At 66.2% G+C, this 14,624-nt stretch carries 9 protein-coding genes; 7 read left to right on the forward strand and 2 right to left on the reverse strand.

Annotation, left to right across the window (positions count from 1 at the left end):
* The first annotated feature begins 160 nt into the window (after positions 1-160).
* The 5 genes from yegS (at position 161) to H7A86_RS02320 (ending at position 7,231) form a co-directional block, all read left to right on the forward strand.
* Entirely contained in the window at positions 161-1,090 is a 930-nt protein-coding gene (gene yegS, locus H7A86_RS02300; RefSeq protein ID WP_119130379.1) for a lipid kinase YegS, read from the forward strand.
* 285 nt (positions 1,091-1,375) lie between these two features.
* Positions 1,376-2,851: an anthranilate synthase component I gene (trpE, locus tag H7A86_RS02305; protein ID WP_104583485.1), complete on the forward strand. Its 1,476-nt coding sequence runs from the start codon at positions 1,376-1,378 to the stop codon at positions 2,849-2,851.
* Positions 2,851-3,915 carry a threonine aldolase family protein gene (locus tag H7A86_RS02310; RefSeq protein WP_119130381.1) on the forward strand — a complete coding sequence of 355 codons (1,065 nt, stop codon included), beginning with the start codon at positions 2,851-2,853 and terminating at the stop codon, positions 3,913-3,915. Before trpE ends, H7A86_RS02310 begins: the two co-directional genes overlap by 1 nt.
* 30 nt (positions 3,916-3,945) lie before the next feature.
* Positions 3,946-4,728: an SIMPL domain-containing protein gene (locus H7A86_RS02315; RefSeq protein WP_119130383.1), complete on the forward strand. Its 783-nt coding sequence runs from the start codon at positions 3,946-3,948 to the stop codon at positions 4,726-4,728.
* A gap of 217 nt (positions 4,729-4,945) precedes the next feature.
* Positions 4,946-7,231: a glycoside hydrolase family 3 N-terminal domain-containing protein gene (locus H7A86_RS02320; RefSeq protein WP_119130385.1), complete on the forward strand. Its 2,286-nt coding sequence runs from the start codon at positions 4,946-4,948 to the stop codon at positions 7,229-7,231.
* 221 nt (positions 7,232-7,452) lie between these two features.
* Here H7A86_RS02320 and H7A86_RS02325 read toward each other — a convergent pair whose 3' ends face one another.
* Both H7A86_RS02325 and H7A86_RS02330 read right to left on the reverse strand, forming a co-directional pair.
* Entirely contained in the window at positions 7,453-9,036 is a 1,584-nt protein-coding gene (locus tag H7A86_RS02325; RefSeq protein ID WP_119130387.1) for a thioredoxin family protein, read from the reverse strand.
* Positions 9,037-9,546: 510 nt separating this feature from the next.
* Positions 9,547-11,793 (reverse strand): methyl-accepting chemotaxis protein, encoded by a 2,247-nt coding sequence (locus tag H7A86_RS02330; protein ID WP_119130389.1) that lies wholly within the window; start codon positions 11,791-11,793, stop codon positions 9,547-9,549.
* 956 nt (positions 11,794-12,749) lie between these two features.
* On the opposite strand from H7A86_RS02330, the gene H7A86_RS02335 reads away from it, so the two are divergent.
* Both H7A86_RS02335 and H7A86_RS02340 read left to right on the forward strand, forming a co-directional pair.
* Complete coding sequence (locus tag H7A86_RS02335) at positions 12,750-13,496, forward strand: SDR family NAD(P)-dependent oxidoreductase (protein WP_119130644.1); 747 nt, start codon at positions 12,750-12,752, stop codon at positions 13,494-13,496.
* Between the two features lie 26 nt (positions 13,497-13,522).
* Positions 13,523-14,602: an alcohol dehydrogenase catalytic domain-containing protein gene (locus H7A86_RS02340; RefSeq protein WP_119130391.1), complete on the forward strand. Its 1,080-nt coding sequence runs from the start codon at positions 13,523-13,525 to the stop codon at positions 14,600-14,602.
* The last annotated feature ends 22 nt before the right edge of the window (positions 14,603-14,624 follow it).

Here is a 14,624-nt window from a genome sequence, read left to right on the forward strand (position 1 = left end):
AGGCTGATCCTGCCTCCGCCCGTCGTCCCTGCTATGGCCTTCCACTCTCCGGGTCATCGGTGACATGCCGATGACAGCCCGGCGACGCTGCGTATTCACGAGGCACGCAGCGGGCCGCTGCTAGCCTGCGGCCACCACCCTCACAGCATTGGCAGCGTGCATGGCCGCGTCCCACTGGCGTCTGATCCTCAATGGCAAGTCCACCGACAACCTGGACCTGCGTGAGGCGGTGGGAACGCTGCGCGAGCGCGGCATCCAGCTCGAGGTGCGGGTCACCTGGGAAGACGGCGATGCCGAGCGCTATGTCGGCGAAGCGGTTGCCGACGGCGCCCACACCGTGATCGCGGCCGGGGGCGACGGTACCTTGAGCGAAGTGGCCGCCGCGCTGGCGCATCACACGGCTGACGCCGCCACGCTGCCGTCGCTGGGCCTGGTGCCGCTGGGGACCGCCAACGACTTCGCCACTGCCGCCAATCTGCCGATCGAGCCGCTCGCCGCGTTGACGCTGATCGCCGAGCGTGCGGCCGAGCCGATCGACCTGCTGCGCATCGACGCCGAGCACGGCCCGCACTGGTGCGCCAACGTCGCCAGCGGCGGGTTCGGCACCCAGGTCACCGTCGAAACCGACGAAGGCCTGAAGAAGATGCTGGGCGGCCTGGCGTATCTGATCACCGGCATGTCGCGGCTGGGCCGGATCGACCCGATCAGCGCCCGCTTCAGCGGCCCGGACTTCAGTTGGGAAGGCGAGTTCATTGCACTTGGCCTGGGCAACGGCCGCCAGGCCGGCGGCGGCCAGGCGCTGTGTCCGGAGGCCCTGATCGACGACGGCCTGCTCGACGTCACCATCGTGCCTGCGCTCAACGGCGAAGTGGCTGCCACCCTCGGTACCCTGGTCACTGGCGGCAAACAGGCCGCGCTGGAGCGCGTGGCCGTGCGCGCGCGGCTGCCGTGGCTGGAGATCGTCTCGCATCAGCCGCTGACCTTGAACCTGGATGGCGAACCGGAGACCTCGCTGCATTTCCGCATCGAATGCGTGCCGGCGCGGTTGCGGATGCATTTGCCGGTGGAGTGCCCGTTGCGGAGCGTTTGAGCGCTGGGAATCGGGAATCGGGATTGGGGAATCGGAAGAGCGATAGAGCGGGTGTTGCGGCGTGTTGGTGTCACGGGCTGTAAGACACCCAGGCCGGACTGACGCAGCTTCGCGATTTGCGCGGCTTTGGTCTCGCGCCTGCTGCCCTTGCGCGGCAGTTGCGCTACAGTAGCGGCGTGTCCCGCCTGACGACTCCACGCTCCTTCTCTTCCGCTCGCCGCTGGTGGCGATGGTGGCCCGTTGCCGTCGTCCGCCCCGCCACAGAGTCCCGGAAGGAAAGTCGTCTTGATCACTGCAGAGCAGTTCCAGCGCCAGGCCGCTGAAGGTCACACCCGTATCCCCGTTGTCCGGCAAGTGCTGTCCGACCTGGACACGCCGCTGTCGGTCTATCTGAAGCTCGCCGACGGCGCCTACACCTACCTGTTCGAATCGGTCGAAGGTGGCGAACGCTTCGGGCGCTATTCCATCATCGGCCTGCCGGCGCGGCGCGTGTACAGCTTCCGCGGGCACACGCTGGAAATCAGCGAGCACGGCGAAGTGCTGGAAACCCGCGAGGTCGCCGACCCGCTGGCCGAAGTCGACGCCTTGCGCGCCGAGCACTCGGTGCCGCAGCTCGACGGCCTGCCCGGTTTCACCGGTGGCCTGGTCGGCTGGTTCGGTTTCGAGTGCATCCAGTACATCGAGCCGCGCCTGGGCACGGGCGACAAACCCGATGAGCTGGGCACGCCGGACATCCTGCTGATGCTGTCCGAAGAGCTGGCGGTGTTCGACAACCTCAAGGGCCGGCTGTACCTGATCGTGCACGCCGACCCGCGCCAACCGCAGGCCTATGTGCGCGCCAACCGACGCCTGGACGAACTGGCGCACCGCCTGCGTCAGGGCGGCGCGGGGTATCCGCAGGCGCAGATTTCCGATGCGATCGACGAGTCGGATTTCCGCTCCTCGTTTACCCGCGAGGAATACCACGCGGTGGTGCGCAAGGCGCAGGAATACGTGCGTGCCGGCGACATCTTCCAGGTGGTGCCGTCGCAACGCTTGCGCGTGCCGTTCCGCGCGCGTCCGGTGGATGTGTATCGCGCGCTGCGTGCGCTCAATCCATCGCCGTACATGTATTTTCTCGATGTCGGCGGTACGCAGGTGGTTGGCTCCTCGCCGGAAATCCTGGCGCGCCTGCGCGATGGCGTGGTCACCGTGCGTCCGATCGCCGGTACCCGCCCACGCGGCGCAACACCGGAGCTGGACAAGGCGCTGGAAGAAGAGTTGCTGGCCGACCCGAAAGAGCGCGCCGAGCACGTGATGCTGATCGACCTGGGTCGTAACGATGTCGGCCGCGTGGCCGAACCGGGCACGGTCAAGGTGGGCGAGCAGTTCGTGATCGAGCGCTATAGCCACGTGATGCATATCGTCAGCGAGGTCACCGGCACGCTCAAGGCCGGCCTGAATTACAGCGACGTGCTGCGCGCCACCTTCCCGGCCGGCACCGTCAGCGGCGCGCCGAAGATTCGCGCGCTGGAGATCATCCGCGAGCTGGAGCCGGTCAAGCGCAACGTCTATTCCGGTGCAGTCGGCTATATCGGCTGGCATGGCGATGCCGACACCGCCATTGCGATCCGCACCGCCGTGATCCAGGACGGGTATCTGTACGTGCAGGCCGGCGGCGGCGTGGTCTACGACTCCGACCCGGACCTGGAATGGCAGGAGACCATGAACAAGGGGCGTGCGCTGTTCCGTGCGGTCGCGCAGGCGGCCAAGGGGTTGTGATGGACGGGCAGGGCAACGCGATGCGCATCAGCTTCCGCAACGACTACAGCGAGGGCGCGCATCCGCGCCTGCTGCAGGCCCTGGCACAGGCCAGCGCCGAACAGAACGCCGGCTATGGTACCGATCGCCATACTGCGCGTGCGGCTGCATTGATTCGCAATGCAGTCGCGCAGGCACAGGCCGACGTGCATCTGCTGGTCGGCGGCACCCAGACCAACCTGACGGCGATCGCGGCGTTCCTGCGCCCGCATCAGGCGGTGATCGCGGTGGAGGCCGGGCACATCGCCACGCACGAAACCGGCGCCATCGAAGCCACCGGCCACAAGGTGCTGGCCGTGCCCGCGTTGCACGACAAGCTGACCCCGGCGCTGATCCAGCCGTTGCTGGACGTGCACGGCAACGAGCACATGGTGCAACCACGTCTGGTCTACATTTCCAACAGCACCGAGAGCGGCACCATCTACACGCGTGCCGAACTCCAGGCGCTGTCGCGTTTCTGCCGCGCACACGACCTGCTGCTGTACCTGGATGGCGCACGCCTGGGCGCCGCGCTGACAGCGGATGGCAACGATCTGGATCTACCGACGATCGCCACGCTGACCGATGCGTTCTACATCGGCGGCACCAAGAACGGCGCCTTGCTCGGCGAAGCGCTGGTCATCGTCACTCCCGCATTGCAGGCGGACTTCCGCTATCTGATCAAGCAACGCGGCGCGCTGCTGGCCAAGGGCATGCTGCTGGGGTCGCAGTTCGCCACCTTGTTCGAAGACGGCCTGTTCCTCGCGCTGGCCGCGCATGCCAATGCCATGGCGCAGCGCTTGCGCGCCGGCTTGCTGGCCGCTGGCGTGCAGTTCACCAGCGACTCGCCGACCAACCAGCAGTTCATCGTCGTCAGCACAGCGCAGGCCGAACAGCTCGCCCGGCGCTACGATTTCGAACGCTGGGAAACCCGCAGCGATGGCCGCCTGGTCATTCGCTTCGTGACCTCATGGGCCACCACGCCGGCGGCGGTCGATCGGCTGTGTGCGGACGTGGCGGCGCTTCTGCAGGACCCCACGCTTTAGGGGCATCACTCGCCATCAAGGAAGACGACAATGAACAGATACGCCGGCTGGATGCTCGCCACCGCCCTCGTGCTACCTGCCGTGGGCGCAGCGCAGATCAATACGCTGCCCTCGCAGCCGCACTTGCTGGTGAAGGGGCAGGCCTATCGGACCGTGGATCCGGACCGGTTCATCGTCGATCTGAAGGTCAGCAACACCAATTTGCAGCCCGACCTGGCACGCACGTTCGTCGAAGAGCGCGCCCGTGTGGTCCTGGATGGGTTGCAGCGCAACCGCGTGCTCAAGGACTCGCTGTATGCCTCTGCGTTGTCGATTGCGCCGCAATCGCGTTACGAGGCGGGTAAATCGGTCTTCGAAGGCACCCGCGTGGAGCGCAAGATCCGCGGCACCTTTACGTCCTTGAAGGATGTGCGTGCCTTTCTCGGCGGCTTGGAGGCCAATGAGCATGTCCAGGTGCTGTCGATGCAGACCGCCTACGCCGATGCCGCTGCCTTGCGTGCAGACCTCAAGCGCGAAGCCGCCACGCAGTCGCGCGAATCGGCCCAAGGACTGGCCGCTGCTTACGGCGTGCGGCTCGGCGGGATCTACAGCATCTCCGATGTCGCCCCCAATTTTGCCTATGGTGTCGAGGCAGGCACCTGGTCGGCCCCCGCAGCGCCAAAGCCAGGCTCGGTGGTGTCGCCGCCTTCGCCACCGGCCCCACCGCCGCCGCCTGCGCCAAGCGCCGGAGCCCAGGGCATCGGCGAAAGCCTGCTGACCGGCACCATTACCTACACCGAAAACATCTATGCGGTGTTCCTGATCGCGCAGTGAGGCAGGACTGCAGCAGATGGATGTCTGGGCGAGGCTCCTGATGAACCTTGGCACCAGTCCGTGCGTTGCCGTGCAGGCCGACGATCCTTGTTCGTGCAACGCGATGGATTTGACGATGCCCGGTGCCCCGAAGGACGCGCCGCAAATGCGAACGTGGGATCTGCGCCCGGGCTTGCCGCTCCTGTAGCGTTGGCTGACGCCGCCGAGCCCCATCCTTATGTCCGTATGCACCACTCGACGCCAGCTGCTGCGTGGCGCGGGCACACTTGCCTTGCTCGCGCGCATTCCCGCCGGCTGGGCATTGCCGGCCGGTCCGGCACGGCCGCCCGGCTTCATCGATGCATTGATCGCACGCATGAGCGTGGAGGAAAAAGCGGGCCAGCTCAGCCTGTTCAGTTCGGCGCAGCAGGACGGCAAGGCGATCGTCGCCAATCCACTCACGCGCACTGCCGACGGGAGCGCGCAACTGGCTGCCGCCCGCGCCGGACGGCTGACCGGAGTGTTCAACGGTTCCAACGTACGCTGGCATCAGCAACTGCAGCAGGCCGCGCTGCAGAGCCGGTTGCGGATTCCGCTGTTGTTCGCCGCCGATGTGATCCACGGCTACACCACCGTGTTCCCGGTGCCGTTGGCCGAAGCAGCCAGCTTCGAGCCGGCGCTGGCACAGCGCACTGCGCGTGCCGCGGCGAGGGAGGCCAGTGCGGTCGGTCTGGACTGGACCTTCGCGCCCATGGTGGATATCGCCCGCGATGCACGTTGGGGCCGTGGCGTGGAAGGCGCCGGCGAAGACGTGCTGTTGGCACGGCTGTTTGCGCAGGCACGGGTACGCGGCTTTCAGGGCGATGCGGGGCTGGCCCATCCCGAGGCGATGGCTGCCTGCCCCAAACACTTCGCCGCCTATGGTGCGGCCGAGGGTGGGCTGGATTACAACCGCGTGGATGTGTCCGAACGGACCCTGCGCGAGGTGTATTTCCCGCCGTTCCAGGCAGCGTTTGCCGCCGGCGCGGTCACGACCATGGCCGCCTTCAACGAACTGTCGGGCATTCCGGCCACGGCCAATGCGTGGCTGCTGGATACGACGTTGCGCCAGGAATGGGGCTATCCCGGCCTGGTGGTGTCCGACTTCCAGGCCGACCAGGAACTGATTGCGCACGGCGTTGCGGTCGATGGGCGTGACGCGGCAAGGCTGGCCTTCCTGGCCGGGGTGGATATCAGCATGGAAAGCGGCCTGTATCTGCAGCACCTGCCGGCCCTGGTTGCCACAGGTGATGTGCCGATGGCACGGCTGGATGCGTCGGTAAGACGCGTGCTGGCGTTCAAGGCGGCGCTGGGGCTGTTCGACGACCCGTTCCGGCGCATCCGGCCCGCACGGGCGCAGTCATCGCAGCGCACCACCGACACCTTGGCACTGGCCCGCGAAGCCGCCTGCAAATCGGTGGTATTGCTGAAGAACGATGGCGAGCTGCTGCCATTGCGCCGCAGCGGGCAGCGCATTGCCTTGATCGGGCCGATGGCGCGCGACTGGGTCAACCACGCCGGGCCATGGAGCCTGTTCGACGAGGAGGACAGGCGCAACACGCTGGCCGCCGCACTGGCGAATGCGCTGCAGGATCCGCAGTTACTGCAGGTGGTGGACGGCTGCGACTTTGACCAGGCACTGCCGGGCGGCGTGCAGGCCGCGGTGGCGGCCGCCAGCGGTGCCGATGTCGCGCTGCTGGCGATCGGCGAACCATTGAGCTACTCGGGCGAAGCGCAATCGCGCAGTGAGATCTGCATCCCCGAGCCGCAGCGACAGTTGCTGGCGGCAGTCGTCGCCACCGGCACGCCTGTCGTGGTCCTGCTGAGCACCGGTCGCGCGCTTGCGCTGGAGGGGCCGGTGCTTGGCTGCGCGGCGATCCTGGTGACCTGGTTTCTGGGCTCTGCCGCCGGCGTTGCACTGGCCGACATCCTGCTTGGTGCACAGGCACCGTCCGGCCGTTTGCCGGTGAGTTTCCCGCATGCGCTCGGGCAGGTGCCGTACACCTATGCCCACCCACCCACCGGCCGTCCCACTCCGCAGCCGGACGACCTGGAGCCTTACACCACGCATTACCGGACGGCGCCAAATGCGGCGCTGTTTCCGTTTGGCCACGGGCTCACCTATGGGCGCATCGCCTATGCCGAGCTGAGCTTGAGCGATGCGCGCCTGCCAGCCGACGGCAGCCTGCGCATCAGCGCACGCATCTACAACCACGGCACGCGCGATGCGGACGAAGTGGTGCAACTGTATGTCCGCGACCGCAGCGCCAGCGTCACCCGGCCGGTGCGCGAGCTGAAGGATTTCCGCAAGCTCACGGTGCCTGCAGGCGGCAGTGCGCCGGTGGAGTTCGTGCTGCGGCGTGCGGACCTGTTGTTCATCGGCCAGGCGTTGAAACCGACGGTGGAGCCGGGGGGGTTCGATGTGTGGGTGGCGCCATCGGCCGAAGCTGCAGGCGTGACGGCGAGCTTCGAATTGGTGGAGTGAACCGGCGTGCGGTATTGCCTGCGCACCCAGGCAGACGTGGTTGAGAATCGCGGGCGGGGATATCTGCCGGAGCATGATGTCGCCGGGCCACGTTCCACGTTGGCGCAGGAGGATCCCTAACGAATGATGGCGCCGGAATCGGGTGCAGGGTGGTGAAGGCGGCCGCAGGCACCGGAGACAGCGCCATCGCCGCCTGCAGCTGCCTGCCGGTGCGTCCCCGCTCAGCTCAGCCAGCTGCTGCAGGTGCTGGTGGTCTTGCCGTCGCAGCTGGCCTGCATCTTCTGCTGCAGGCGCGCCAGCACCGCGCCGCCTTCCTGGCGATGCTGCCTGCTCCAGGTCTTGAGCGCGCTGCCCAGCGCCTGGATGCCCTGCCGGTTACGCCGACCGTAGCGATCCGGTTGGCCTGCCACTTCCGCGATCACCTGCGCGCCGGCGGATTCGACGGCAGCGGTGTCCTGCGGGGTGAGCCGGAGCACTCCATCGGCATACCGCAACGCCGACTCCACGCGCGTTGCAGGGCCTTGTGAACCTTCGTAGGACTTTTTCAGCCACGTCACCGCCGTCTTCGGATCGTTGCGTTCTTCGGCGAGATAGGCCAGGAACTGCATGTAGTGATAAGGCGTCTTGCTACGCGTCAGTTCGCCCAGCAGCAGTTGTTCTGCACCGGCGTTGTCGCCTGTTGCGTCCAGCAGTTCGGCGGCTCCGGCGATGACGGACTCGCGTTCTTCGTCGGTCTTTGCCGCCTGCACAGCCCATTGCACGCGCTGGCGAACGGTGTCGAGCACCGCTGCCGGCAGCGGTGGTTGCGGCTTCTGTGGCGCGCTGTCGGATGTTTGACCTTGTGCCAGGCGAGCGAGATCGACCTGTGTGGAGGCCGTGATCATCCTGTCCGCGATCGGAAGCGTGGCGTCGGCGTAGACCGTGTCCAGCGCCTGATTCAGCGCCAGGGAGAGGGCAGCGCGCTCGCCAGGATCATTGGTGGACGCCACCACCAGGCGCGGCGCAAAGCGGCTCAGCTCACTGCGATTGGCGCGCACTTCCGCCGGGTCGGCCAGCACCGCCTTCAACAACGCCAGATGTGCCGGGCTGGTCACCGGCGGCGTTGGTGCAATGGACAGCGCCAGCAGCGCGAACCTGCGCTGCAATGCGGGCCGCGGCGCGGAGGCGGCCAAATGCTCAAGCACCTCGCTTGCACTGTGCGTTCTTGTTGGCTCGCGCGCCATGCCCCACCACTCGTAGCCGGCCAGCAGGGTCCAGTCGTCGGCGCTCAGGTCCTTCGGCGTCTGCAATGCCCGCTCGAGCAATTGCTCCGAGGTCGTGGTCCGTGTGGCAGCCACCCGCAGCGCGTCGGTCAGGCGGGCATTGTCGCTATAACCGGCCAGGCGCGTGATCTGGCTGCGATCCGGGCGCAGCACGATGATGGTGGGATATGCCTTGACGCTAAAGTGATCGCCCCACTTCTGGGCATCTGCAAGGTCCGCATTCAGATGCACCACCACGAATTTGTGCGTCAATGCGATGAAGGCAGGATCCTTGAACAAGGTGGCCTGCAGCCGGTTGCACGGTGGGCACCAGATGGCGCCCCAATAAAGCATCAGTGGCTTGCCGCTCTGCCTGGCCTCGGCAAAGGCACCCTCGACGTCCCCTTCGCGCCAGGCGATGCCGGCGCTGGCGGCAGCTGGGGCAGCGGTCCGGGTCTGTGCCGGCGGTGCTGGTGTGTCCGGCTTGCCGCAGCCGGTCAGGCTTGCCAGCACCGCCAACAGCGCGATCGATAAGGGCCAAGGGCGCTGGAATGACAGCAGCATGAGAAATCACCAGTGAGAGCGGGGAGGATCGAATGACTGAGCGCGCGGCATTGCGCCTGCGCTCGATGACGTCACGCCCTATTTAGCGCCGACGGCAATCCGGCAGCGTCACTGGATGCGAAGTGGCGTTGGCGCCAGCGCAGCGATGCGAGTCAAGGTCTCGACGACGCACGGGGCATGGCGCCCGTCGTGCGCGAAGGTCCGCTCAACGGAAAGAGGAATGGAAGCGATCGCCCAGCATTGCACGCTCCTTCGCCGGCAGGTGCCGGTGCATCCCAGCGCTCGGCATCGCCTGCGTGGAGGGCCGCGGATCCATCGATAGGCCTGGTGCTGCAAGTGTGTTGATCGTCTCCGGATAGCCGCGATCGGGGTGTCACCATCCAGCCATGGACGGTCAACGCATCAGCGATGCGCATGGCATCGCCGGCCCGGCGGCAGGGCTTGTTGCTTCAGCCAGCAACCTCACACGCAAGAGAGCCCGGATCGCCGGGCCCTCCGGTTGCCTGAGGCCTAAAATTCCCGCCAGTTGGCGGCGTCCATGGCGGTAGGAGCGGTCGGCTTTTGTGGCGCAACCGCCCGGCGTGTCGGCGTCTTGCCAGGTGCCGGGTTTTTCCCCTGGGCGACGTTATGGGCTGCTGTTGCCCGCGCCGGGGCGTGCGTGGTGCGGACCTTGGCCTCTTCTATCTTGAACACCGCGACCGCCTGCGTGAGTTGCCCGGCCTGTTCTTCCATCGAACGCGCCGCGGCGGTGGCTTCTTCCACCAGTGCCGCGTTCTGCTGGGTGGTTTCGTCCATCTGGGTCACGGTGAGGTTGACCTGCTCGATGCCTGCGGACTGTTCCTGCGAGGCGGCCGAGATCTCGCCCATGATGTCGGTCACGCGCTGCACGCTGGCCACGATCTCGGCCATCGTGGAGCCCGCGGTATGCACCAGCGTCGAGCCTTCGGCAACGCGCTGCACCGAGTCGTCGATCAATCCCTTGATCTCCTTGGCCGCCGCGGTGGAGCGCTGGGCCAGGGTGCGCACTTCCGAGGCGACCACCGCGAAGCCACGGCCCTGTTCGCCGGCACGCGCCGCTTCCACGGCGGCATTGAGCGCCAGGATATTGGTCTGGAACGAGATGCCGTCGATGACCGAAATGATGTCGGCGATCTTCCTGGACGAGGCTTCGATGCCGGCCATGGTGCCGACGACCTTGCTGACGATCTCCCCGCCCTGCGATGCCACGCTTGCCGCGCCGATCGCCAGTTGATTGGCCTGACGCGCGTGCTCGGCATTCTGCCTGACCGTGGACGTCAGCTCTTCCATCGAGGCGGCGGTTTCTTCCAGGTTGGCGGCCTGCTGCTCGGTGCGCTGCGACAGGTCGTTATTGCCGGCGGCGATCTCGCTGGCGGCCGAGTTGATGGAGATCGCCGAGTGCTGGATGCGTCCGACGATGTCTGCAAGCTGCGCGGCGGTGGTGTTGGCGTCGTCGCGCATCTGCGCGAACACGCCATTGAAGTCGCCGCGCATGCGCGCGGTCAGGTCGCCGGCGGCGATGGATTGCAGCAGCGACGACAGCGACTGCAGGTTGCCATCGGCGGTGGCCATCAGCTGGTTCAGGCTGTCGACCATGACGTGGAAATCGTACTGGAAACGGTCGGCGTCGCCGCGTGCGGTGAAATCGCCACTGGCGGCGGCCTGCGCGAGCTGCTTGATCTGGTCATTCATCGCGGTCAGATTGGCCCTGACCTCGTCCATGGTCCGGGTAAGCACGGCCTTTTCGCCCGGCAGGCGGTCCATCTCGTCGGAGAGATCACCAATGGCGTAGCGCCCGATGATCTGGGTCAGGCGCATCGTCACCGCGATGTGCGAACTCACCAGCGCGTTGGCATCGCGCACCATGTGGCCATACTCTCCGGGAAATGCGCCCTCGTCCATGCGGTAGCTCATTTCGCCAGCGTCGTGTCGACGCGCCATTTCCAGCTGCGCCGCGATGACCCCTTGCAGACGATCGCGGATGCGGTAGACCGCGCTGGCAAGTTGTACGGTTTCGTCCTTGCCGCTGACCTTGATATCGACATCCAGCACGCCGCGCGACAGCTGCTCAACGGCGGCCACCGCCCGCCGAATCGAGGCGGAGATCGCGTTGCCCAGGATCAGTGCGAGGCTGACGCCGGCCAGTGCAATCAGGCCCAGGGCGATCGCCGACAGGGTCATCGCGCGCGTGTTGGTGGCTTGCTGCTGCTGGTAACGCAGCTTGGCGGAGCTGGCCAGCTCATCGCGCAAGGTGGCCAGCCCGGCGAATGTGGCGTTCGCATTGTCCTTGACCTGGGTGCGGTTGACTTCCGCGCCGCCCGCGACATCTCCTGCCTCGATCAACTCGATCTGGCGCTGCATGCCGGCCTGCATGGCTGCGTAGCTCGTCTTGATCTTCTGCAACTGGGCCGCGTGCTGCTTTTCGTTGTGCAGCATCTGCTCCAGTTCCACGATGCTGGCGGCCGCCTGGGTGAATCGCTTCTCGTTTTCCTGTTTCCACTGCGTGATCAGCTCCGGCGTGCCGATGGCAATCATGCGCAAGATGTTGATGTCGACGCGCGTCAGCTGGCCGTCGATGCTGCTGGCAAGCGCAGAGCCAATGAAGTCCCGGTTGTAGAGCGTGCCGACATTGTTCTTGGAGGTGTGCAGGCTGTTCAGTAGGAACAGGCAGAGCAGGATGCTCGGGATCAGCGTTCCCAACAATGCCAATAAAAATTTGCTCTTGATCGTGGTTAGCATGACGGGCCTGGTGATGCAGCTGAGGGGGCGGAAGAGCCAATTGGGGAGCGAGGAACGGCAAGGCGGCCTGACGCGACGCCTCGGCAGCGGGGTTGTTCAGAGCGGTAGAGATTGCTTGCCCTGCCCTTCCTTAGCGGCAGCCATCACACATCCTTGATGCAACCAACGCCGCAGCAGGCGGTGCCCAGGTGATCGCTACCGCCCGCCGGCTATTGCTGGATGCCAACGAGAAGGCCGGAACAACCGTCCGGGGATCCACCGACAAGGCCTTCCTGGCGGCTGCGGGCATCGGGCAGATCGTGGAGGGCTGTACCTTGAGGTACGCCCCACCGGGAGCAGGCCGTGGCGCTATCGGTACCGGATCGGCAGCACCGAAAATGTCTGTGCCATGGACGGGGCCCCAAGATATCGCTGGCTGCTGCCCGCACCGGGCATGACAAGGCGCGCGCGCTGGTCAAGCAGGGGCGCCATACAGCTCACAGCCGCCAGGCCGAGCGCCTGCCCAACCAGGCAGCAATGCCAACTCCTTCGAGGCCGACGCCAGGGAGCTGGCACTGCTGCTGGGCCAGCACTACGAGGAGCCACTGGCGACGCGGGCAGCGCTCAGCACAGAGCCCCATGCAACTCCGGCGCTGGATCGCAGGGTGGGTGCGCTGGGACGATGGATGCATGCCCATGAAGGGCGTCCCGAGCCACGGCGTGCGGCCTGGATGCAGCCCGGTTCGGCCCTCGGCCCGGCGGCGGCAAGTTGGTCGAGGCAGCGTCCGGGTGTGGCCTGTTTTCCGCGCCACCTTAACCTCATCTGTAACGAGAGGCCGAAACCGTGAGCCAACCCTGCTGCCGCTATTGTTGACGCGTCAATTAAATCCTATCCTCCTCCTACCCGTCACCCAATGCGTCGCGTCTGTGGCGCGACCGTCATGGAGAGCAGGATGGACAAGCGCAGGAGCAGCAACATGGACCTGGATTTCGCAGGCAAGGTCGCACTCATCACCGGTGGCGCCTCGGGGATAGGCGCGGCGACCGTCCGCAGGCTTGCATCCCTGGGCGCAGCGGTTGTGGTGGCGGACGTCAACCATGACGCGGCCGAGGCCATCGCCGCCGAGATCGGTGCAGATGCCCGTGCCTACCAGATCGATCTTGGTGACTTCAACGCCATCGAGCAGATGGTCACCTGGTCCGTTACCACGTTCGGCCGGCTCGACCTGGCCGTGAACAATGCCGGGATCGGCGGCGATTCAAAGGGCGTGGTTGAGTACGACCCAGAGGTGTGGCGCCGGGTACAGGCCGTCAATCTCGACGCCATGTTCGGCTGCATGAAGTACCAGATTCCGGCGATGATCGCGTCCGGCGGCGGTGCCATCGTCAACATGGCCTCTGCCCTGGGGCTCGTCGGTCAACGCAACAACGCAGCCTACATCGCCTCCAAGCACGCCATCGTCGGCGCGACGAGATCCGCAGCGATGGATTATTCGGATCGCGGCGTTCGCGTGAATGCGATCGCGCCAGGCTATATCGACACGCCGCTCGTGCGCAGCGTCGTGAGCCAGGAGGACTTCGACAGGATCGTCTCGCTCCATCCGATCGGTCGCCTGGGAACGCCCGAAGAGATCGCCAATGCGGCGGCCTTCCTGTTGTCCGATCTCGCTTCGTTCGTTACCGGCGCCGTCCTGGCCGTGGACGGCGGATATACAGCGCAATAACCCTGCCTCTGCAAGAGAAGACCCCCATGAAAGCCGTCCAGCTTGTCCAGCCGGCCAAACTCGTCATCGCCGAGCTTCCCGTCCCCGAACCCCGCTCGCACGAGGTACTGCTGCGCGTCACTGCGGCCGGGGTTTGTCATACCGACGTCAGCATCCGGCATGAGCAGAGCGACGCCTATCCGCCAGGTCTTGTGCTGGGCCACGAGATCGCCGGCCGTATCGAGCGGTTGGGTGCGGGAGTACACGGTTGGCAAGCCGGGGAGGATGTCATCGTCTATCCCTGCTGGTCATGCGGCGCCTGTCGCGAATGCGTCGCGGGACGGCAGAACGCGTGTCGCCAGACTGGTGGAAGGCTGCAATCGCCGCCCACGCCCGGTGTCACGGTTGCGGGCGGCATGGCGGACTACGTCGCCGTGCCCGCGTCCGCGTTGGTGCGCGCAGACGGCATAGACCCGGCAGTCGCGGCGATCCTTCCAGATGCGGCGCTTGTTCCCTATCACTCCATCCGGGCCGTCGAAGAGCAGCTGCGTCCAGGCTCGACGGCGGTGGTCATCGGTCTGGGCGGCCTTGGCCACCTGGCCATCCAGATGCTGCGTGCCCTGACGGCCACGCGGATCGTTGCGCTCGATGTAAATGCTGGCGCACTGGACGCCGTACGCGACCATGTCGACCTTGCGTTGAAGTCAGACGCAGAAGACGTCGCCGAGCAGATCCTCGCCTTCACTTCCGGCTACGGTGCCGACGTCGTACTGGATTTCGTGGGCAACGACGCAACCTTGCGCCTGGCAAGTGGTGTCATCGCCCGGTATGGCGCCATACGTGTGCCGGGACTCGGCTGCGGGGTCCTGCCGTTCGAAACCGCGCAGACCTCGACGATCCTCCCTTGGGGCGCGTCGCTGGTCAGGCCCTACAGCGGCACCTATGACGACCTGCACCAGATCGTCGACCTGGCCCGATCCGGGCGCATCAGCCCGGTGATCCAACGCTACGATTTCGTGCGGGCGCTCGACGCGCTCGACGAACTGGAGGCGGGCAGGGTACGCGGTCGCGCGGTGCTGGTCATGAACGACGGTGGCGCGGAAAGGTTGGCCAACGCGCAAGGTTGAAGTCGCCATCGCCCCAGGTATG

It is taken from the genome of Xanthomonas euroxanthea (genome assembly GCF_903989455.1).
Lineage (GTDB): Bacteria > Pseudomonadota > Gammaproteobacteria > Xanthomonadales > Xanthomonadaceae > Xanthomonas > Xanthomonas euroxanthea.